This window comes from uncultured Dechloromonas sp. (assembly GCF_945957265.1).
Lineage (GTDB): Bacteria > Pseudomonadota > Gammaproteobacteria > Burkholderiales > Rhodocyclaceae > Azonexus.
Genome location: NZ_CAMFKO010000003.1, coordinates 91,016 through 111,016 on the forward strand (window position 1 = coordinate 91,016; position 20,001 = coordinate 111,016).

The window sequence follows — 20,001 nt, forward strand, 5'->3', positions numbered from 1 at the left end:
CGTGCTCGCCGTCGTTCTTTTTCAGCCGGAAATCCCCCCCAATACCGGCAACATCATTCGCATGTGCGCCAATACCGGGGCGGAACTGCACCTGGTCGAACCGCTCGGCTTCGACATCAGCGACAAATCGTGCCGCCGCGCCGGGCTCGATTACCACGAATACGCCCGGGTCGCGCGCCATGCCGACTGGGCGGCGTGCAAGCTGGCCCTCGCCGGCCGTCGCCTGTTCGCGATGACGACCAAGGGCAAGGCCAGCCCCTACATAACGAGCTTCCAGGAAAACGACGTCTTCGTATTCGGACGGGAGACGAGCGGCCTGCCGCCCGAAATCATGGCCGAGTTCGACCCGGAAAACCGCCTGCGCCTGCCCATGCTGGCGGGGCAACGTTCGCTGAACCTGTCCAATGCCGCCGCCGTCAGCGTCTTCGAAGCCTGGCGGCAGCTCGGCTTTCCCGAGGCGGACTAAGCCAGCTCTTCGCGCGGGTCACGCGCCATCAGTTGCTCCACCGCCTGAGCCGCCGTCAGGCGACCGTCGAGAACGGCCGCGACGGCAGCGCTGATGGGCATGTCGACCGCGAGCGTCGTCGCCAGCCGGTCGACTTCGCGAGCGGTATAGACACCTTCCGCCACGTGCCCCAGCTCCTCCAGGATCTGCGGCAGCAATTTGTCCTGCGCCAGCGCCAGACCGACCCGCCGGTTGCGCGACAGGTCGCCGGTGCAGGTCAGGATCAGGTCGCCCATGCCGGCCAGGCCCATGAAGGTCTGCCGCTCGGCACCCAAAGCCAGGCCGAGGCGGGCGATTTCGGCCAGCCCCCGGGTCATCAGCGCCGCCCGGGAATTCAGGCCCAAGCCGAGGCCATCGCAGACACCGGTGGCAATCGCCAGCACGTTCTTGACGGCGCCCCCGACCTCGACGCCGACCAGATCGTCGTTGGCGTAGATGCGCAGACGTGTCGTATGCAACTGCCGCGCGGCTTCGCGCGCAAAGGCCGGATCGTTGCCGGCGAGTGCCACGGCCGTCGGCTGGCCGGCCGCCACTTCCTCGGCAAAACTCGGCCCGGACAGCGCGCCGCAACGCACCGCCTTGCCCAACACCTCGCCGACCACCTGGTGCGGCAGCTTGCCGCTCCCCGCCTCGAAGCCCTTGCAGACCCAGAGAACCGGCGTGACGCAAGCGAGCGCCTTGAGGCGCTCCGCGGTCGGACGCAAACCGGCGATGGGGGTGGCAATGACCAGCAGTTCCGCACCGGCGACGGCGGCAGCGAAATCGGTCGATACGGCAACCGAGTCGGGCAGCCGATAGCCCGGGAAGAAACGTCGATTCTCGCGACTGGCCAACAACTCGGCCGCCACATCTTCCTCACGCGACCACAAGGTCACCGCATGCTTGCCGGCAAAGGCAATCGCCAGCGCGGTACCCCAGGCGCCGGCCCCGAGCAGCGTGATATTCATAGGCCCCAGACCTGCGTCGAACGAATGTAGCCCGTCGCGCCATCGCGGTGACGAACCTTCGCCCAGCCCGCCGAGGCAGGCTCGACGAATTCGACGGCAACCCACTTGTCCAGCTCGGCCAGGGTCGCCGCCTCGGGCTTGTCCGCCTGGCGGATCTCGGCGCGCGGCGCGGTGACGACCAGCATCCGCTTGTCGACCAGGTTTCTGGCTTCGATCCAGGCCAGCGTGCCTTCGGCATCGCGCACCTTGAACCAGCCTTCAAGACGGACAACCACCTCGACCGGCGTCTGCGCCTTGATCAGGTACAGCTTCTTGCCGGCCTGGGATGGGGCATCGTAGAGAATGGCGGCCGGCACGCTGACCGAACGGTAATCGATCGCCAGTGCAGCACCGGCTGCACTGACCAGCGAAAGAGCGACAAGCGCGCGGCGCCACATGGCCATCATCCTTACTGGATCGGCGCTTCGGCGGGAGCGCCGGTTTCTGCCTGTTGCTGCAGGCGCTGCATGTACATGCTTTCGAAGTTGACCGGCTGCAGGACGATCGGCTGGAAGCCGGCGCGGGAAACTGCATCGGAAACGGCTTCGCGAGCATACGGGAACAGGATGTTCGGGCAGGCCACGGCGATCAGCGGCTCCAGCTGTTCTTCCGGGACATTCTGGATGCGGAAGATGCCGGCCTGGCCGACTTCGACCAGGAACACGGTCTTTTCGCCCATCTTGGCGGTCACGGTGACCGTCAGTACCACTTCGAAAACACCTTCGCCGACGCCGCGGCCGCCGGTATTCAGCTGGATCTCGATTTGCGGCTGATCGCGCTCGAGGAAGATTTCCGGCGCGTTCGGCACTTCGAGCGACAGATCCTTGACGTACAGTTTTTCGATGCCGAAGACGGGCTGAGCGTTTTGTTCCATGGTTTTCTTTCCGAGAATGAATCGTTGGGTTTCAGCTTTCGAGCAGCGGCTTCAAGTTGCCGGCCGCATCGAGCGCATAGAGATCGTCACAGCCACCCACATGGGTATCGCCGATGAAGATTTGCGGCACGGTACGCCGCTGGGTTTTCTGCATCATTTCATCGCGCCGCCCGGGATCGAGGTCGACACGCACTTCGTCGATCTCGCCCACCCCGCGCGCCTTGAGCAACTGCTTGGCGCGCACGCAATACGGGCAAACCGCCGTGGTGTACATCAGCACGCGCGCGTTCATTTCTTCTTGCCGCCCTTCTTGATCGGGTAGCCGGCGCCAACCCAGGCATCCACGCCGCCTGCCAGGTTGTAGAGCTTGTCGAAGCCGTGTTTCTTGAGTTCCCCGCAAGCCTTGCTCGAACGCATGCCGGCAGCGCAGCAGACGATGAGCGGCTTGTCCTTGAACTTCTCCAGCTCGGCAAGCCGTTCTGCCAGCTTGGCGACGGGGATATTGATCGCATCCGGCATATGGCCGCCGGCAAATTCCTCGGCATCCCGCACGTCGATGATCCGCGCATCCTCGCGGTTGATCAGCTGGGTCGCCGCGCCCGGCGACACGCTGTTGCCGGACTGGCGGGCGAAGGCCGGCCAGAGGAGGGACAAACCGCTGACCACGACCAGCGAAACGAGGAGGATGTTCTGGTTGATGAATTCCATCGGCATGACTTAGTTTCCCGTCCCGCAAAAGACTTCACGCATCATGCTGACCAGTTGCAGGGTACGCTGGTCGCCGACTCGGTAAAACACGCGGTTCGCGTCCTTGCGCGTCACCAGCACCCCCTTCTCGCGCAGGATGGCGAGATGCTGGGAGATGTTGCTCTGCGAGGTGCCGACCGCATCGACGATTTCCTGCACGCAGGCTTCCTGCTCGCCCAGCACGCACAGAATCTTCAGGCGCAGGGGATGGGCGATCGATTTCAAGGCGCGCGCAGCCAACTCGATGTGTTCCTGCTTGTCGATCAGACTAAAGGACGGCGTTTCCAAGATAAAACCTCGTGAGCGGAGAAGGGCACATTATAAAATAGCGACTCCCGTTTAGCTTAATCGAAATCAATCTCAATGTTTTCCGGAAAACCGCTGCTCGGCAAACACTTCCCTGCACGCCGCTGCATCGGGATGACGACGGCGTTGCTCGCCGCCCTGCTGGCCGCGACCGGCCCGGCATGCGCCAAGCCGCCGGCGGAGCGCAAGGCGGCCCCGGCCGCCGCACCGGAAATCGCCGAGAAGCAGGCCGATCTCGGCGAACTGCGCAGCCGCATCGACGGATTGCGCAAGGAACTCTCCAGCAGCGAGGAAAGCCGGGCCGACGCGGCTGACCGCCTGCGCGAATCCGAACGCCAGATATCCCGCCTGCAGCGCGAGCTGCACGAGCTCAACGAACAGCGCAGCCAGTCGCAGCGCAAGCTGAAGAACCTCGAACAGCAGTCCCAGGAACTGGGCGTCACGCTCGGCCAGCAACAGGCCCAGCTGGAAAAGCTGCTCTACAAGCAATATCTGCGCGGCACGCCCGACTCGCTGCAATTGATCCTGAACGGCGACGACCCGAACCAGATGGCCCGCGACCTGCACTACCTGTCGGCCATCGCGCTGACCCGCGCCGAACTGATGGGCGAGATCAACGCCACGCTGGACAGGAAGAAAGCCCTGGCCGCCGACGCCAAGGAACGTTCGGCGGAACTGGCCGAGATCGAGGCCGAGCAGCAGAAGCGCCACGCCGAATTGCAGAAGCAGCGCGAGGAACGCAAGAACCTGTACGCGCAGATATCCAGCAAGGTGAATGCCCAGCGCAAGGAAATCGGCAACCTGCAACAGAACGAAAAGCGGCTGACCAACCTGATCGATCGCCTGTCCAAGATCCTGGCCGCGCAGGCAGCCCAAGCGGCCAAGGCCGCCAAGGCGGCCGAAGCGGCCCGGGCAGCCGAAGCGGCTCGCGCGGTAGCCCAACAGCAAAAGGAAAAGCACCGGCCAGCCGCCGCGGAGGAAAAAGAGGTCGCCCGCGCGCCCGCAGCCGTCGAACCTTCGCGCCCACGGCCGGTCGAAGCCGAGAACCGCTACGAACCGGTGGCCAACGATGGCGCCTTTGCCCGGCAACGCGGCAACTTGCGCCTGCCGGTGCGCGGCGCCGTCTCGGGACGCTTCGGCACGCCCCGCGACGGCGGCGGCACCTGGCGCGGGCTGTTCATCAAGGCCGGGGCCGGCGGCGAGGTCAAGGCCATCGCCAGCGGGCGCGTGGTTTTCTCCGAATGGATGCGCGGCTTCGGCAACCTGCTGATTGTCGACCATGGCGACGCCTACCTGTCGATCTACGGCAACAACGAATCGCTGCTCAAGCAGGTCGGGCAGCACGTGAAAGGCGGAGAAACCGTGGCCACCGTGGGCAACAGCGGGGGCAACCCGGAATCCGGTTTATACTTTGAGCTCCGCCACCAGGGGCAACCGATCGACCCGATGAAATGGGCAAGTTTGAAATGAGCAAAGCGAAAACTATCAGTCTGACCGTCGGCGCCTTCGTCGCCGGAGCCCTCATCAGCCTTCACATCCCGGCACTGGCCGAAAAGGAAGCGAAGCCGGGCCTCCCCATCGACGAACTGCGTACTTTCGCCGAGGTGTACAGCGCCATCAAGCAGGGCTATGTCGAGCCGGTCGAAGACAAGAAGATGATCACCAATGCCATTTCCGGCATGCTCTCCAACCTCGACCCCCATTCGACCTATCTCGACGCCGACGCCTTCAAGGACCTGCAGGTCGGCACCCAGGGCGAGTTCGGTGGCCTGGGCATCGAGGTCGGCATGGAGGACGGACTGGTCAAGGTCGTATCCCCGATTGAGGACACCCCGGCCTACCGTGCCGGCGTCAAGGCCGGCGACCTGATCTTCAAGCTCGACGAAACGCCGGTCAAGGGCCTGACCCTGTCCGAAGCCGTCAAGAAGATGCGCGGCAAGCCGAAGACGCCGATCAAGCTGTCGATCATCCGCAAGGGCGAAAACAAGCCCATCGAACTGACTCTGGTCCGCGAAGTGATCAAGGTGCAAAGCGTCAAATCCAAGCTCGTCGAGTCGGGCTACGGCTGGGTCCGCATCACCCAGTTCCAGGAAAACACGATCGCCGAACTGGCCAAGCATGTCGCCGGCCTGTACAAGGATGGCACCAAGCTGAACGGCCTCGTGCTCGACCTGCGCAACGACCCGGGCGGCCTGCTTCATGGCGCCATCGGCGTTTCCGCCGCCTTCCTGCCGCCGGACGTCAAGGTGGTGTCGACTGACGGCCGCACCGAGGACGCCAAGCAGGAATTCAAGGCCCGCACCCAGGATTACCAGCGCGGCACCAAGGAAGACCCGCTCAAGCTCCTGCCGGTCGAAGCCAAGAACGTGCCGATGGTCGTGCTGGTCAACGGCGGCTCGGCCTCGGCATCGGAAATCGTCGCCGGCGCCCTGCAGGATCACAAGCGCGCCATCGTCGTCGGCACCCAGACCTTCGGCAAGGGCTCCGTGCAGTCGGTATTGCCGCTGCCCGGCAACACGGCCATCAAGCTGACCACCGCCCGTTACTACACGCCGTCCGGGCGCTCCATCCAGGCCAAGGGCATCACCCCGGACATCGTCGTCGAAGAGAGCGCCAACGGCAGCGGCGCCGCTTCGGCCATGCGCATCCGCGAAGCCGATCTCGACCGCCACCTGAACAACGACCGCGAGAAGGAAGCGCCCAAGGCCGACCCGAAACCGCAAGCCAAGACACCGGCCAAAACGGGCAAGGACAAGGAAAAAGGCGGCAAGGACGAGGCCGAGGACGATCTGCCGCCGCGCCTCGAATATGCCTCCAAGACCGACTACCAATTCCAGCAGGCGCTGAATCTTCTCAAGGGCCTGCAGATCATGCAGAATAAGGCGCAGTAAAACTCACCGATCGGGAGGGAACATGCCAGGAACTGACCTCAAGAAGAAACGGGAAATCCTGTTCTCCAAGTTCCCCCCCGGCCAGGTCCCCGAGGCGGCAGATGACCTGCAGCGCCTCGAGGCCCTGGAGGTTCAGCGCAAGCACGAGGAGCGCGCCCTCGGCGTCAGCTACGACCTGCAGCTGCACACCCTGCGCGAGCTCGACGATCACCTGGTCGACAAAGGCTACCACCTCGACAACACGCTGCTCACCAAGCTCACCCGTGCCCTGATCTATTACATCGAAGACACCCAGCTGCACAACATGGACGCCCCGGAGCGCCGCCTGAAGCGCTCCTCGCAGGAAGCCTACGTCCAGGCCTGGGAGCACCACCCGCACGGCGACCACGACGACACCCCGCCGGAGTGGCGCGAATACAAGTAGTTGTTAGTCGAGAGGAGGGAGTCGTTAGCAAGAAACACTGCCGACTAGCGACTAACAACTGACAACTAACGACTACATGACTGACGACCAGCTACTCCGCTATAGCCGCCACATCCTGCTGGACGCCCTGGGCATCGAAGGCCAGGAACGCATCCTGGCCACCCACGCGCTGATCGTCGGCGCCGGCGGCCTGGGCTCGCCGGCCGCGCTCTACCTGGCTTCCGCCGGGATCGGCAGGATCACGCTGGTCGATGACGACAGCGTCGACTTCACCAACCTGCAGCGGCAGATCCTGCATACCCAGGCCCGCGTCGGCATGGCCAAGGCCGAATCCGGCAAACAGGCCCTGCAGGCGATCAATCCGGAAATCGATGTCGTTCCGCTACAGCGCCGCCTGTCCGGCGAAGCGCTCGATGCGCTGGTCGCCACGGCCGACATCGTGCTCGACTGCACCGACAACTTCGCGACGCGGCATGCCATCAACCGCGCCTGCGTGCACCACCGGAAGCCGCTGGTCTCCGGCGCCGCCATCCGCTTCGACGGCCAGATCAGCGTCTACGACCTGCGCCGCGACGACTCGCCGTGCTACCACTGCCTGTTTCCGGAAGGCGAGGACGTCGAGGAGGTACGCTGCGCGGTGATGGGCGTCTTTGCCCCGCTGACCGGCATCGTCGGCACCATGCAGGCCGCCGAGGCGCTCAAGCTGGCGGCCGGTATCGGCGAATCGCTGAGCGGCCGGCTGTTGCTGCTCGATGCGCTGGACATGGAATGGCGCACCGTCCGTTTCAAGCAGGACGCCGGCTGTACTGTCTGCGGACCTAGCGGAAACGTGCGATCAGGCGAATATCTTCGCCAACCTGGCGCAGATCGCGAATCTGCAGACGGCGCTTGCCGTCTAGCGTAGCCAGTTCGGGCAGGTTGAACAGGCCGCTGGCCTCGTGGCCGATCAGGCACGGGGCGAGGTAAAGCAGCAGTTCGTCGACCAGGCCTTCGCGCAGCAACGAGCCGTTGAGCTTGAAGCCGGCCTCGGCGTGCACCTCGTTGATGCCGCGCCGGGCAAGCGCCTCGAGCAAGGCGGCCAGATCGACCTTGCCGGAGGGATTGGGCAGGATCAGTACCTCGGCCCCAAGCGCGCGCAAGGCCTCGATTCGCACGGCATCGTCGACCGCCCCGGCGATCAGCGTCGGTCCGTCCTGCAGGATACAGGCGTCGAGCGGCGTCTCCAGCTTACTGTCGACCACCACGCGCAAGGGCTGACGAGTGGTTTCGACATCGCGGACATTAAGTTGCGGATTGTCGTCGCGTACTGTGCCGATACCGGTCAGGATGGCACAGGCCCGCGCCCGCCAGGCATGGCCGTCGCGCCGCGCCTGCGGGCCGGTGATCCACTGGCTGACACCGTTGTTCAGCGCCGTCTTGCCATCCAGGCTGGCTGCCGCCTTCAGGCGCAGCCACGGACGGCCGCGCGTCATGCGCGAGACGAAACCGATATTCAGTTCGCGCGCCTCGTTTTCCAGCAGGCCGCTCGCCGTGGCTATGCCGGCCGCCTGCAACAGGGCCAGGCCCTTGCCGGCGACCAGCGGATTGGGGTCGCTCATCGCCGCAACGACGCGCGAGACGCCGGCGGCAATCAGCGCCTCGGCGCAAGGCGGCGTGCGGCCATGATGGCTGCACGGCTCCAGCGTCACGTAGGCAGTCGCCCCTCGTGCCTTGTCGCCGGCCGCGCGCAGGGCATGGACTTCGGCATGCGGCTCGCCGGCCTTCTCGTGCCAGCCTTCGCCGACGATTTCGCCGTCACGGACCAGCACGCACCCAACCCGCGGATTGGGCGACGTCGTCCACAGGCCGCGCTCGGCGAGTTGCAGGGCGCGGGCCATCATGCCGTGATCGACGGCGGAAAAACTCATTTTTTCTTGGCGGCGGGGGAAACTTCGCGGATGGCGCGGGAGAAGGCATCCACGTCTTCGAAGTTGCGATAGACCGAGGCAAAGCGGATATAGGCCACCTTGTCGAGTTTCTTCAGTTCGCGCATGACCAGTTCGCCCAGTTGCTGCGTCGTCACTTCGCGTTCGCCGGCCGACAGCAGGCGCTCTTCGATATCCGCCACGGCCGCATCGACCGCCTCGATCGACACCGGGCGCTTGCGCAGCGCCAGCTCCAGGCTGGCACGCAACTTCTCGCGCCGGAATTCGGTGCGCAGGCCATTTTTCTTGACCACCTGCGGCAACTGGATTTCCGCACGCTCGTAGGTGGTGAAGCGCTTGTCGCAGGCATTGCACTTCCGGCGGCGGCGGACGACGTCACCCTCGTCGTTCAGACGGGTATCGGCAACCGCCGTATCTTCCGCGCCGCAGAAAGGACATTTCATGATTAGCTGTCAGTTGCTGGTGTTAGTCGCTAGCAACAACTGACTAGCGACCAACAACCAGATTACGCGCCGTAGACCGGGAAGCGCTTGCACAGGGCGGAAACCTTCTCGCGCACCGTGGCGGCAACGGCCTCGTCGTTCGGGGCGTCGAGCACGTCGGCCACCAGGTGGGCGATCTGCTCGGCCTCGATCTCGGTGAAGCCGCGGGTGGTCATGGCCGGCGAGCCGATGCGGATGCCGGAGGTGACGAAAGGCTTCTGCGGGTCGTTCGGGATGCCGTTCTTGTTGACCGTGATGTGGGCACGGCCGAGAGCGGCTTCGGCATCCTTGCCGGTGATGTTCTTGGCGCGCAGGTCGACCAGGAAGACGTGGCTTTCGGTACGGCCGGACACGATGCGCAGGCCGCGCTCCTCGCCCAGCACGCGGGCCATGACACGGGCGTTGTTGACCACCTGCTCCTGGTAGTTGCGGAACTCGGGGGTTGCGGCTTCCTTGAAGGCCACGGCCTTGGCGGCGATGACGTGCATCAGCGGGCCGCCTTGCAGGCCCGGGAAGATGGCGGAGTTGAGGGCCTTCTCGTGCTCGGCCTTCATCAGGATCACGCCGCCGCGCGGGCCGCGCAGGGTCTTGTGCGTGGTCGAGGTGACGACGTCGGCGAAGGGCACCGGGTTCGGGTAGAAGCCGGCGGCGATCAGGCCGGCGTAGTGGGCCATGTCGACCCAGAAGATGGCGCCGACTTCCTTGGCGATCTTGGCGAAGCGCTCGAAGTCGATGCGCAGGGCGTAGGCGGAGGCGCCGGCGACGATGATCTTCGGCTTGTGCTCGCGGGCCAGCGCTTCCATCTTGTCGTAGTCGATCTCTTCCTTCTCGTTCAGGCCGTAGGAAACGACGTTGAACCACTTGCCGGACATGTTGAGCGCCATGCCGTGGGTCAGGTGGCCGCCTTCGGCCAGGCTCATGCCCATGATGGTGTCGCCCGGCTTGGCGAAGGCCATCAGCACGGCCTGGTTGGCCTGCGAACCGGAGTTCGGCTGGACGTTGGCGGCTTCGGCGCCGAACAGCTTCTTCAGGCGGTCGATGGCGATCTGCTCGGCGACGTCGACGTGCTCGCAGCCGCCGTAGTAGCGCTTGCCCGGGTAGCCTTCGGCGTACTTGTTGGTCAGCTGGGAGCCCTGGGCTTCCATGACAGCCTTGCTGACGTAGTTTTCGGACGCGATCAGTTCGATGTGCTCTTCCTGACGCTGGTTCTCGGCTTCGATCGCCTTCCAGAGTTCGGAGTCAACTTTTGCCAGGGTGTCTTTCGCGGAAAACATGGGGATAGCCTCAAGCCATTGAAGAAAAGGGGGAAGATTTTATCACGAAGGCAGTTCGTCAAGGGCGCCCGGCTCCAGATGCTCGGTTTCGCCCCAGGTGTCGAGATGCCAGCGGCCGTCAACGACGGAAATCCAGTTGATGCCGGCATTGGGAATCAGGAAGTCGCGCGGCATTTCGAGCGGGTTGCCGCGCACGAAACGGTTGATGACATCGAGCACGCCGCCATGCAGCACGATCGCCACGCTCTGGCCCGGATGGGCGGCGGCGATTTCCTCCAGCTTGCCGGTCACCCGGGCGAACATCGCCGTCAGGCTCTCGCCGTTCTCGAAGGCATACTCGGCGTTGCGCCCTTCGAAGGCGCCATAGCCATCGGGATAGCGCGCCCGCGCTTCGTCGTAGGTCAGCCCTTCGAACACGCCGTAGCGCCGCTCGCGCATTTCGGGAGCCGCTTTGGGCGACAGGCCGATTTCCGCGCCGATGGACTCGGCGGTGGTCCACGCCCGCTTCAGGTCGCTGCTGTAGAGCGCCGCGATGCCCGCCTGTTTCAGCCATCGACCGGCGGCGGCGGCCTGGCGGCGCCCCGTTTCGTTGAGACCGATGTCGATCTGCCCCTGAATGCGGCGCTCCGCGTTCCATTCGGTTTCGCCGTGGCGCACCAGGCAGATGCGGGTAAGCCGGGTTGTAGGGATTTCCACCATGTTCCGCCTATGACCTTCGCTGTAAATTTGGCCCACTGGGATTTCCATTAACCCCGACCATTTCAAGAAGTCGGGAATTTTATCAACCGAGGAGGAATTTTCGTGACCCTTCTGCTCAAGCTCTCGCAACTGATCGACTGGATCAGCGAGCGAGTCGGCAAAGGCGCGTTCTGGCTGATACTGCTCATGACCGTGATCAGTGCAGGCAATGCCGTGGTGCGCTTTGTGTTCAACTACAGTTCCAACGGGCTACTGGAAATTCAATGGTACCTGTTCGCCGCCGTTTTTCTGCTGTGCTCGCCTTACACGCTGCAAAAGAACGAGCACGTGCGCATCGACGTCCTGTCCGGCAAGCTCTCGCCGCGCGGCCTGGCCGTGATCGACATCATCGGCACCCTCTTCTTCCTGCTGCCGATGGTCGTGCTGGTGCTCTACCTCTCGATCCCGCTGGTTGCCGACTCCTTTCACATCAATGAAATGTCGGCCAACGCCGGCGGCCTGATCCGCTGGCCGGTCAAGATCATGCTGCCGATCGGCTTCACGCTGCTCGCCCTGCAAGGCATTTCCGAACTGATCAAGCGCATCGCCTTCCTGCAAGGCCGGATCGACGACCCGAACAGCAAGCCCAAGGGCCCGAGCGCCGAAGAAGAACTGGCCGCCGCCATTGCCGCCACCAAAGCACAGGAGGCCAAATAATGGCTGAGTTCATCATCGCCAACATGGCGCCGCTGATGTTCGGCGCCCTGGTTCTGTTCCTGCTGTTCGGCTACCCGGTGGCCTTTGCGCTGGCCGCCAACGGCATCGTCTTCGGCCTCATCGGCATCGAACTCGGCCTGCTCACGCCGGCCCTGTTCCAGGCACTGCCCGAGCGCATCTTCGGCATCATGGCCAACGACACGCTGCTGGCCATCCCCTTCTTCACCTTCATGGGGCTGATTCTCGAACGATCCGGCATGGCCGAAGACCTGCTCGACACCATCGGCCAGCTGTTCGGCCCGATGCGCGGCGGCCTGGCCTTTGCCGTCATCTTCGTCGGCGCCCTGCTCGCCGCCACCACCGGCGTGGTTGCCGCCTCGGTGATCTCGATGGGCCTGATCTCGCTGCCCATCATGCTGCGCTACGGCTACGACAAGCGCCTGGCCTCCGGCGTCATCGCCGCCTCCGGCACGCTGGCCCAGATCATCCCGCCGTCGCTGGTGCTGATCATCATGGCCGACCAGCTCGGCCGCTCGGTCGGCGACATGTACGAAGGCGCCATGGTCCCGGGCCTGGTGCTGACCAGCCTGTACGTCGGCTACGTCGCCATCCTGGCCGTCTTCAAGCCGGCAACCTGCCCGGCGCTTCCCCCGGAAGCCCGCACCCTGCGCGGCGCGAAGCTGTTCCTGCGCGTCATCACCACGCTGGTCCCGCCGCTGGTCCTGATCTTCCTGGTCCTCGGCACCATTTTCCTCGGCATCGCCACGCCGACCGAAGGCGGCGCCATGGGCGCGGCCGGCGCGCTGATCCTGGCCCTGGCCCGTCGGCGCATCAGCTTCAAGCTGCTCAAGCAGGCCATGGAAACCACCGGCAAGCTGTCGTCCTTCGTGGTCTTCATCCTGGTCGGCTCGACGGTATTCGGCCTGGTCTTCCGCGGCGTCAACGGCGACCTGTGGGTCGAACACCTGCTGCTCGGCCTGCCCGGCGGCCAGGTCGGCTTCCTGATCGTGGTCAACATCCTGGTCTTCGTCCTTGCCTTCTTCCTCGACTTCTTCGAACTGTCCTTCATCATCGTGCCGCTGCTCGCACCGGTGGCGGACAAGCTGGGCATCGACCTGGTCTGGTTCGGCGTGCTGCTCGCGGTGAACATGCAGACCTCGTTCATGCACCCGCCGTTCGGCTTCGCGCTGTTCTACCTGCGCTCGGTCGCGCCGAGCTCGGTCAAGACCACCGACATCTACTGGGGCGCCATCCCGTTCGTCTGCATCCAGATCATCATGGTGGCCATCATCATCATCTTCCCGGATATCGTGAGCTACGGCGATCCGGCGGAAAAGGCCCGCCTCGAACATCAGGGCGAAGTGGACCTCGGTTCGCTGATGCAGGATGGCGAAGGCGCCAAGGCGCCCACCGAGGATTCGGCCGCCGACCTGCTCAAGAACCTGCAGAGCGAGAACAAGTAAGCCGCATCGACAATGAACCAACCTCGGCGGGGCTTCGGCCCCGCTTTTTTTTCGCCATTGAATCGGTCTATGATTGCCATCGGCATTGCTCATTGGCATCAAGCGCCCCATGGGCGGACAATGGGCTCCATCAACTCACAACATCAGGAGGTTGCCATGGATATCGGAATCACCAAGAAGGATCGCGAGAAAATTGCCGAGGGGCTGTCGCACCTGCTCGCCGACTCGTTCACGCTGTACCTGAAGACCCACAATTTCCACTGGAACGTGACCGGCCCGATGTTCAACACCCTGCACGTGATGTTCATGGATCAATACACCGAACTGTGGAACGCCCTCGACCTGATCGCCGAGCGCATCCGCGCCCTGGGCGTGGCGGCACCGGGCACCTACCGGGAATTCGCCAAGCTGACGGTGATCAAGGAAAGCGAAGGCAAGGTCAGCGCCGAAGAGATGATCAAGCAGCTGGTGGCCGGCCAGGAAGCCGTGACCAAGACGGCGCGCGGCCTCTTCCCGCTGGTCGACAAGGCCGGCGACGAGCCGACCGCCGACCTGCTGACCCAGCGCATGCAGATCCACGAAAAGAATGCCTGGATGCTGCGCAGCCTGCTGGAAAACTGAAGCGAAACGACCGGCAACAAAAAACCCGCGGAATCCGCGGGTTTTTTATTGGCTGGGAAACGCTTACTTGTGCGATTGCAGGAAGCGGTCCATGCGCATTTCGGCGACGCTGAACCAGGCGTTCTGCGTCTTGCGGTACTTCTCCCACTCGGTGTAGATCTTCTTGAAGGCCGGGTTCTTGCCGGCCTCGTCGGCGTAGATCTGCTGGGCTGCCTTGTAGGCGGCCTCGAGGATTTCGTCGGAGAAGGAGCTCAGCTTGACGCCGCTCTGCAGCAGCTTGGACAGGGCGATCGGGTTCTTGTGGTCGTATTCGGCCATCATCGTGACGTTGGCTTCGTACGCGGCGGCCTGGAAGGCAGCCTGGTATTCCTTCGGCAGCTTGTCCCATTCCTTCTTGTTGACGAAGAAGTGGATAACCGGGCCGGATTCCCAGAAACCCGGGTAGTAGTAGTTCTTGGCAACCTTGTAGAAGCCGAGCTTTTCGTCGTCGTACGGACCGACCCACTCAGCAGCATCGATGGTGCCCTTTTCCAGCGCCGGGTAGATATCGCCACCGGCGATCTGCTGCGGGACCACGCCGAGTTCGTTGAAGACGGTGCCGCCCAGGCCGGCGATACGCATCTTGACGCCCTTGAGGTCAGCCAGGGTCTTCACTTCCTTGCGCCACCAGCCGCCCATCTGGGTACCGGTGTTGCCGCCGGCGAAGGAGACGACGTTGTAGTTGGCGTAGAAATCGTCCAATGCCTTCTGGCCGCCGCCGTAGTAGATCCAGGCGTTCATCTGGCGGGCGTTCATGCCGAACGGAACGGCCGTACCGAAGCCGAAGGTCTTGTCCTTGCCGACGTAGTAGTACGAGCAGGTGTGGCAAACCTCGACGGTGCCCTGCTGCACGGCATCCAGCGCCTGCAGGCCGGGAACGATCTCGCCGCCCGGGAAGACGCGGATATCGAACTTGCCACCGGTCATTTCACGCAGGCGGTTGGCCAGCACATCGGCGCCGCCGTAGATGGTGTCCAGGCTCTTCGGGAAGGAAGAGGTCAGACGCCATTTGATGTTCGGGGCGGACTGGGCGATGGCCGGGGCGGCCAGGGTGGTTGCGGCACCTGCGGCGGCGCCGACGGATGCTTTTTTCAGAAAATCGCGACGTTGCATATTGTCTCCTCCAGAAGGTAAGTCACGTCAAGCCTGTTGGCTGGTCCTATTTTTCACCAATCCCGCCGCTTTTGCGAGTGGTGGAAAACCCTAATCGCTCACTCGCCGGCGACGGTCATGCGCTCGATCAGGATCGACCCGGTCTGCTTGGTGCCGCGTATCTGCACATCGTTGCCGACGGCGACGATCCCGGCCAGCATGCTCTTGAGGTTGCCGGCAATGGTGATCTCCTCGACCGGATGGACGATTTTCCCGTTTTCGACCCAGTAGCCGGCCGCGCCGCGCGAATAGTCGCCGGTCACGTAGTTGATGCCGTGGCCGAGCAGTTCCGTCACCAGCAGGCCGCGCCCCATCTGGGCGAGCAGGCCGTCCAGGTCGTACTGGCCGGGCTGGATGATCAGGTTGTGGCTGCCGCCGGCATTGGCCGTGGTCTGCATGCCCAGCTTGCGCGCGGTGTAGGCGCTCAGGAAATAGCCCTGCAGGATGCCGTCGGTGACGATATCGCGATCGCGCGTCGCCACGCCGTCGCTGTCGAAGGCCGCGCTGCCCAGGCCGCAGGGAATGTGCGGGCGTTCGGCGATCTGCACGAAGTCCGGCATGACCCGCTTGCCGAGATGATCGATCAGGAAGGAGGACTTGCGGTAGAGCGCCCCGCCGCTGGCGGCATGCACCAGGCTGCCGAGCAGGCCGCCGGCCAGTTGCGCTTCGAAGATGACCGGGAATTCGCCGGTCTTGACCTTGCGCCCACCCAGGCGGGCGACCGCGCGCTCGGCGGCAATGCGGCCGACCTGCTGCGGGTTGTCGAGACGGCTGGCGTCGCGATGCGTGGTGTACCAGTCGTCGCGCTGCATGGCATCCTGCTCGCCGGCGATCACCGAACAGGAAATATAATGGCGTGAAGTCGGATAGCCGCCCATGAAGCCCAGGCTGTTGGCCGACACGAAATGCGCCTGCTGCGTCGAGATCGAGGCGCCCTCCGAATTGCTGACCAGCGGATTGGTATCGAAGGCCGCCTGTTCGCAGCGGCGCGCCGTCTCGATAGCTTCCTCGACGCTCAGAGCCCACGGGTGGTAGAGATCGAGGTCAGGACAATCCCGGGCCATCAACGCGGCGTCCGCCAGGCCGGCACAATCGTCCTCGGCGGTGAAGCGGGCGATGTTCAGCGCCGCCTCGACCGTTTCGCGCAAGGCTTGCGCTGAAAAGTCCGACGTGCTGGCGTAGCCTTTGCGCTGCCCGGCGTAGACGGTGATGCCGATGCCTTTGTCGCGATTGAACTCGATGGTCTCGACCTCGTCGCAACGGACCGTGACCGACTGGCCGAAACCCTCCGACACATCGACCTCGCAGGCCGTCGCTCCCTTGCTGCTGGCGTGTTTGAGCACATCCTCGGCGAGTTGCTGCAGGGTGGCGAAGGGGTAGGAAAATGCGGCAGTTTCGGACATGGGGGCGGCGTCGGAGCGGTAAAATCGCTATCATAACAGCCCGCCATAGACCGCCTCCGATTGGTTCACATGCAAGACGAAGATTTCACCGAAGACACCGGCCGCCCCTCGAAAACCAAGCAGAAGGAGGCGATGCACGAATTGCGCGACCTCGGCGCGGAACTGGTCGAGTTGTCGGTCGGGCAGCTAAAACGCATCAACCTGCCGGAGAATCTTTTTGATGCGGTGCGCGACTGCCAGAAGATCACCGCCCACGGCGCCCGGCGCCGGCAGATCCAGTACCTGGGCAAGCTGATGCGCGGCGTGGACGACGAGCCGATACGCGCCGGACTGGCCATGCTGCGCGGCGAATCCTCCGCCGAAACGGCCCGCCTGCATCGCCTGGAACGCTTCCGCGTCCGCCTGCTGGAAGACGAGGCGGTTCTCGCCGAAATCGCCGCCCTGTGGCCCGCCGTGGATCTTCAGCATCTGCGCACGCTGCGTCGCAATGCGCTGAAGGAAAAGGAAAACAACAAGCCGCCGAAGAATTTCCGCGCCATCTTCCAGATCCTGCAGGAGCTGGACCAGAAGGGCGCGCCCCCGGCCGAGGAAGATGGCGATGAATGACGAACTCGTCGTCGGCCTGGTCTCCATCAGCGACCGCGCCTCGACGGGCGTGTACGAGGACCAGGGCATTCCGGCCCTGCGCGACTGGCTGTCGTCGGCGCTGACCTCGCCATGGCGCGCCGAAACCCGGCTCATCGCCGACGACCGGCCGGGCATCGAGCAGACCCTGATCGACCTGGTCGACAAGGCCGGCTGCCACCTGGTGCTGACCACCGGCGGCACCGGCCCGGCCTTGCGCGACGTCACGCCGGAAGCGACGCTGGCCGTCGCCGACAAGGAAATGCCTGGCTTCGGCGAGGAAATGCGGCGGATCAGCCTGAATTTCGTGCCGACCGCCATCCTGTCGCGGCAGGTCGCCGTCATCCGCAAGCAGGCCCTGATCATCAACCTGCCCGGCCAGCCGAAGTCGATCAGGGAGACGCTGGAAGGCGTCCGCGCCGCCGACGGCACGGTCAGCCATGTCGGCATCTTCGCCGCCGTGCCCTACTGCATCGACCTGATCGGCGGCCCCTATGCCGAAACGAACGCGGCGGTGATCAAGGCCTTCCGCCCCAAATCGGCCATCCGCCCACAGTAAATCGGCGCTTCAGACAGCGCCGATGACGCTCTGGCGATAGCGCGCCAGTTCGTAATCGGCCGTCTGCTCGAGCAGCGAAACGGGGTCCAGCACGAAGCGCCGGCCGTCGCACGCATATTCCAGCGATTCGCGCGGGGAAAAGGCGCCGTAGGGAAGGATCACGCGCAACTCGCCGGCGTCGTTGCCGTCCAGCAGCAGGAGCACCGGCGTCGTCGCAGCCGCGCCATAGCTGGAAGCGGAACGGACACGAACTTCCTGGGCATTGGCCTGGCGGGACAAGGCCTCGATGCCGACCCGGGCTTCGCTTTCCGACTCGCGGTGATAGCGGCGAACGACGCCGATCAGCCAGTTGTCGCCCCCCTCCGGCTGCATGGCGATCAGTGCGCCCACCCGCAGCCACTCTCCCGGAACGTCCCCGAGTACGGCGCCGAATCCGCCCCGGCTGACATTCTCGACCACCCAGCTTTCGATCGGCAGCCCCGCGGGACGCCCCCCGAACTCGCCCGAAAAGACGACGAAGGCGTTGACCAGGCCGTGCAGCACCGACATGCGGTGCATCACCCGATGCCGGTCGTGCTTGCGCTGCGGCGGAACGGGTGCCAGATAGCTGGCCAGATGCTTGAGCACGCGCGCCACCAGCTTGGGCAGGTATTGCCCGCCAAGATCCAGCTCCGCCGGCACGTCGTCGCCGCGCGCCAGGGCATCGAGCAAGGCCAGCATGGCCTGATGGGCACCGGCCGGCTTGATGAAGCGCTGGGTCGGCGTCGCGCGGGCCGGCATCCTGGCCAGGCGCAGCGGTGGCTGCGCCAGCAGCAAGTCGGACCAATACACGCTGTCGATCAAGGCGCTGCGCGTGAACACGAAACCGTTCAGGAAATGGGCGATCAGCCGCTCGGCGATTTCGATCTCCAGCGGCAACAGGCTGCCCAGCGAGGCGGCCTGGAAAACCATGACCTTCTGGTACTCGATGACCGGCGAGGTCATCCCCGCCTTGCCGACCAAGGGCACCGCCTTCTCGGCCACCTCGGCCGTTTCGGCGGCCAGCAGCGCCTGACCGAGCGGCCGCCACAGTTCGGCACGCATCGGACCATAGTGGAACTGCTCCCACTTCAGCACGGCCCCCAGCGCCGCGATCAGGCGAACGCTGAGCGTCGGCAGCACGCTCGACGGTAACTCGCCGGCCCGGGGCTTGTCCGCAACCCGTCCGAGGCAGCGTTCGTAGGCCGCCGACAACAGGCGCCAAAACCCGTAATTGATGGACCACAGGCGCTTTTCCTCGGAACGGGAAAGCCGGGCGGCCTGGAAGTACTCGCGCGACAGGCGCTTGAGATGGGGATAGGCCGCCTCTTCCAGCGCCTGCGCCACCTCGTAGAGACGGTCCACCGGAAAGTCGTCGATCCCGGCCAGGGATTCGAGCCAGCCGGTAATTTCGTCCTGCGCCTTGAAGGCGTTGTCCTTCGGCAATTCACTGAGAATCTTGCGCATTTCGCGCGGGTTGACCAGGGGATGGTCGTGTTTTCCGCCCCACATTCCGCCCAGCGTCGCTACCTTGTCGAACACGGTCTCTCCCCAGAAAACTGTTTTTTTTGATTGTAGTTCCCGCCTCGGTCGTCGAACGAGAGAAATTTCCGAAGGCGATCCCCGAGGTAGAATAGCCGATCTGTATTTTCCCCGGATAGTCGAATCGATGCAGCCCTACCTTGACCTGATGCGCCATGTGCTGGACAACGGCAACGACAAGTCGGACCGCACCGGCACGGGCACCCGCTCCGTATTCGGCTGGCAGATGCGCTTCGACCTGGGCCAGGGCTTTCCGGTCGTCACCACCAAGAAACTGCACCTCAAGTCGATCATCCACGAACTGCTGTGGTTCATCCAGGGCGACACCAACATCAAGTACCTGCAGGACAACGGCGTCCGCATCTGGGACGAATGGGCCGACGAAAACGGCGATCTCGGCCCGGTTTACGGCAAGCAGTGGCGCCGCTGGGAAACCCCGGACGGCCGCCTGATCGACCAGATCACGCAGCTCGTGCATGGCCTGAAGAACAATCCGGACTCCCGGCGCCACATCGTGTCTGCCTGGAACCCGGGCGACGTCGACAGCATGGCGCTGCCGCCCTGCCACTGCCTGTTCCAGTTCTACGTCGCCAACGGCAAGCTGAGCTGCCAGCTCTACCAGCGCTCGGCCGACATCTTCCTATTAGACAACCATGGTATTTCTGTACAGTCCAGAAGCCCTTCTGTTATTTTTTTATACCCAAATGTTTATTTTAATACCTATATAATGTTCATTTGTACATCATCAACTATAGCTAATGGAAGTTCATC

General features: G+C 64.1%; 23 protein-coding genes and 1 pseudogene. 11 read left to right on the forward strand and 13 right to left on the reverse strand.

The window, feature by feature from the left end:
* The first annotated feature begins 1 nt into the window (after position 1).
* Positions 2-466, forward strand: a complete 465-nt coding sequence (locus Q0P59_RS03035) for a tRNA (cytidine(34)-2'-O)-methyltransferase (RefSeq protein ID WP_295003416.1) — start codon at positions 2-4, stop codon at positions 464-466.
* Here Q0P59_RS03035 and Q0P59_RS03040 read toward each other — a convergent pair.
* From Q0P59_RS03040 to Q0P59_RS03065, 6 genes are read right to left on the reverse strand one after another with little or no spacing between them, the layout of a single operon-like run.
* The gene (locus tag Q0P59_RS03040) at positions 463-1,452 is read right to left on the reverse strand and encodes an NAD(P)H-dependent glycerol-3-phosphate dehydrogenase (RefSeq protein ID WP_295003419.1); all 990 of its coding nucleotides are present in this window, start codon (positions 1,450-1,452) and stop codon (positions 463-465) included. The two genes, Q0P59_RS03035 and Q0P59_RS03040, sit on opposite strands and share 4 nt — an antisense overlap.
* Entirely contained in the window at positions 1,449-1,889 is a 441-nt protein-coding gene (locus Q0P59_RS03045) for an SH3 domain-containing protein (RefSeq protein WP_295003421.1), read from the reverse strand. Before Q0P59_RS03045 ends, Q0P59_RS03040 begins: the two co-directional genes overlap by 4 nt.
* Positions 1,890-1,900: 11 nt before the next feature.
* Positions 1,901-2,365 (reverse strand): protein-export chaperone SecB, encoded by a 465-nt coding sequence (gene secB / locus Q0P59_RS03050; protein WP_295003423.1) that lies wholly within the window; start codon positions 2,363-2,365, stop codon positions 1,901-1,903.
* 31 nt (positions 2,366-2,396) lie between these two features.
* Positions 2,397-2,657: a glutaredoxin 3 gene (grxC, locus tag Q0P59_RS03055; protein ID WP_295003424.1), complete on the reverse strand. Its 261-nt coding sequence runs from the start codon at positions 2,655-2,657 to the stop codon at positions 2,397-2,399.
* Positions 2,654-3,079: a rhodanese-like domain-containing protein gene (locus Q0P59_RS03060; RefSeq protein WP_295003426.1), complete on the reverse strand. Its 426-nt coding sequence runs from the start codon at positions 3,077-3,079 to the stop codon at positions 2,654-2,656. The genes grxC and Q0P59_RS03060 overlap by 4 nt, the downstream gene beginning before the upstream one ends.
* Positions 3,080-3,082: 3 nt before the next feature.
* Complete coding sequence (locus Q0P59_RS03065; protein ID WP_295003429.1) at positions 3,083-3,400, reverse strand: metalloregulator ArsR/SmtB family transcription factor; 318 nt, start codon at positions 3,398-3,400, stop codon at positions 3,083-3,085.
* A 75-nt stretch (positions 3,401-3,475) separates the two neighbouring features.
* On the opposite strand from Q0P59_RS03065, the gene Q0P59_RS03070 reads away from it, so the two are divergent.
* The 4 genes from Q0P59_RS03070 (at position 3,476) to Q0P59_RS03085 (ending at position 7,637) form a co-directional block, all read left to right on the forward strand.
* Entirely contained in the window at positions 3,476-4,888 is a 1,413-nt protein-coding gene (locus Q0P59_RS03070; protein WP_295003431.1) for a peptidoglycan DD-metalloendopeptidase family protein, read from the forward strand.
* Positions 4,885-6,309 carry a S41 family peptidase gene (locus Q0P59_RS03075; protein ID WP_295003434.1) on the forward strand — a complete coding sequence of 475 codons (1,425 nt, stop codon included), beginning with the start codon at positions 4,885-4,887 and terminating at the stop codon, positions 6,307-6,309. Before Q0P59_RS03070 ends, Q0P59_RS03075 begins: the two co-directional genes overlap by 4 nt.
* 22 nt (positions 6,310-6,331) lie before the next feature.
* Positions 6,332-6,733, forward strand: coding sequence for a hypothetical protein (locus Q0P59_RS03080; protein WP_295003437.1), 402 nt, complete (start codon positions 6,332-6,334; stop codon positions 6,731-6,733).
* A 76-nt stretch (positions 6,734-6,809) separates the two neighbouring features.
* The gene (locus Q0P59_RS03085; RefSeq protein ID WP_295003440.1) at positions 6,810-7,637 is read left to right on the forward strand and encodes a HesA/MoeB/ThiF family protein; all 828 of its coding nucleotides are present in this window, start codon (positions 6,810-6,812) and stop codon (positions 7,635-7,637) included.
* Here the strand turns inward: Q0P59_RS03085 and ribD are convergent.
* The 4 genes from ribD to Q0P59_RS03105 form a co-directional block, all read right to left on the reverse strand.
* Positions 7,552-8,640, reverse strand: coding sequence for a bifunctional diaminohydroxyphosphoribosylaminopyrimidine deaminase/5-amino-6-(5-phosphoribosylamino)uracil reductase RibD (gene ribD / locus Q0P59_RS03090; RefSeq protein ID WP_295003442.1), 1,089 nt, complete (start codon positions 8,638-8,640; stop codon positions 7,552-7,554). The genes Q0P59_RS03085 and ribD overlap by 86 nt on opposite strands.
* On the reverse strand, positions 8,637-9,101 hold the full coding sequence (nrdR, locus tag Q0P59_RS03095; RefSeq protein ID WP_295003444.1) for a transcriptional regulator NrdR: 465 nt from the start codon (positions 9,099-9,101) through the stop codon (positions 8,637-8,639). The genes ribD and nrdR overlap by 4 nt, the downstream gene beginning before the upstream one ends.
* 62 nt (positions 9,102-9,163) lie before the next feature.
* Positions 9,164-10,414 carry a serine hydroxymethyltransferase gene (gene glyA / locus Q0P59_RS03100; RefSeq protein ID WP_150427213.1) on the reverse strand — a complete coding sequence of 417 codons (1,251 nt, stop codon included), beginning with the start codon at positions 10,412-10,414 and terminating at the stop codon, positions 9,164-9,166.
* Between the two features lie 42 nt (positions 10,415-10,456).
* Positions 10,457-11,113: a histidine phosphatase family protein gene (locus tag Q0P59_RS03105; protein WP_295003448.1), complete on the reverse strand. Its 657-nt coding sequence runs from the start codon at positions 11,111-11,113 to the stop codon at positions 10,457-10,459.
* Between the two features lie 102 nt (positions 11,114-11,215).
* Here Q0P59_RS03105 and Q0P59_RS03110 point away from each other — a divergent pair, with 102 nt between their 5' ends.
* The 3 genes from Q0P59_RS03110 (at position 11,216) to Q0P59_RS03120 (ending at position 13,893) form a co-directional block, all read left to right on the forward strand.
* Positions 11,216-11,809: a TRAP transporter small permease subunit gene (locus tag Q0P59_RS03110; protein ID WP_295003450.1), complete on the forward strand. Its 594-nt coding sequence runs from the start codon at positions 11,216-11,218 to the stop codon at positions 11,807-11,809.
* Complete coding sequence (locus tag Q0P59_RS03115) at positions 11,809-13,272, forward strand: TRAP transporter large permease subunit (protein ID WP_295003452.1); 1,464 nt, start codon at positions 11,809-11,811, stop codon at positions 13,270-13,272. The genes Q0P59_RS03110 and Q0P59_RS03115 overlap by 1 nt, the downstream gene beginning before the upstream one ends.
* A 156-nt stretch (positions 13,273-13,428) precedes the next feature.
* Complete coding sequence (locus Q0P59_RS03120; RefSeq protein WP_295003454.1) at positions 13,429-13,893, forward strand: Dps family protein; 465 nt, start codon at positions 13,429-13,431, stop codon at positions 13,891-13,893.
* A gap of 63 nt (positions 13,894-13,956) precedes the next feature.
* On the opposite strand, the gene Q0P59_RS03125 is transcribed toward Q0P59_RS03120, so the two are convergent.
* Positions 13,957-15,045, reverse strand: a complete 1,089-nt coding sequence (locus Q0P59_RS03125; protein ID WP_295003456.1) for a TRAP transporter substrate-binding protein — start codon at positions 15,043-15,045, stop codon at positions 13,957-13,959.
* 98 nt (positions 15,046-15,143) lie between these two features.
* A complete protein-coding gene (pmbA, locus tag Q0P59_RS03130; RefSeq protein WP_295003458.1) occupies positions 15,144-16,487 on the reverse strand; it encodes a metalloprotease PmbA in 1,344 nt (447 codons plus the stop codon).
* A 69-nt stretch (positions 16,488-16,556) separates the two neighbouring features.
* Here pmbA and yjgA point away from each other — a divergent pair, with 69 nt between their 5' ends.
* Both yjgA and mog read left to right on the forward strand, forming a co-directional pair.
* Entirely contained in the window at positions 16,557-17,093 is a 537-nt protein-coding gene (gene yjgA, locus Q0P59_RS03135; RefSeq protein WP_295003460.1) for a ribosome biogenesis factor YjgA, read from the forward strand.
* Positions 17,086-17,670, forward strand: coding sequence for a molybdopterin adenylyltransferase (mog, locus tag Q0P59_RS03140; protein ID WP_295003462.1), 585 nt, complete (start codon positions 17,086-17,088; stop codon positions 17,668-17,670). The genes yjgA and mog overlap by 8 nt, the downstream gene beginning before the upstream one ends.
* 9 nt (positions 17,671-17,679) lie before the next feature.
* On the opposite strand, the gene Q0P59_RS03145 is transcribed toward mog, so the two are convergent.
* Positions 17,680-19,230, reverse strand: a complete 1,551-nt coding sequence (locus tag Q0P59_RS03145) for a hypothetical protein (RefSeq protein ID WP_295003465.1) — start codon at positions 19,228-19,230, stop codon at positions 17,680-17,682.
* A gap of 127 nt (positions 19,231-19,357) precedes the next feature.
* Between Q0P59_RS03145 and Q0P59_RS03150 the strand changes: the two are divergent.
* Positions 19,358-19,873, forward strand: a pseudogene (locus Q0P59_RS03150) (thymidylate synthase); the annotation flags it as partial.
* Positions 19,874-20,001 lie beyond the last annotated feature (128 nt).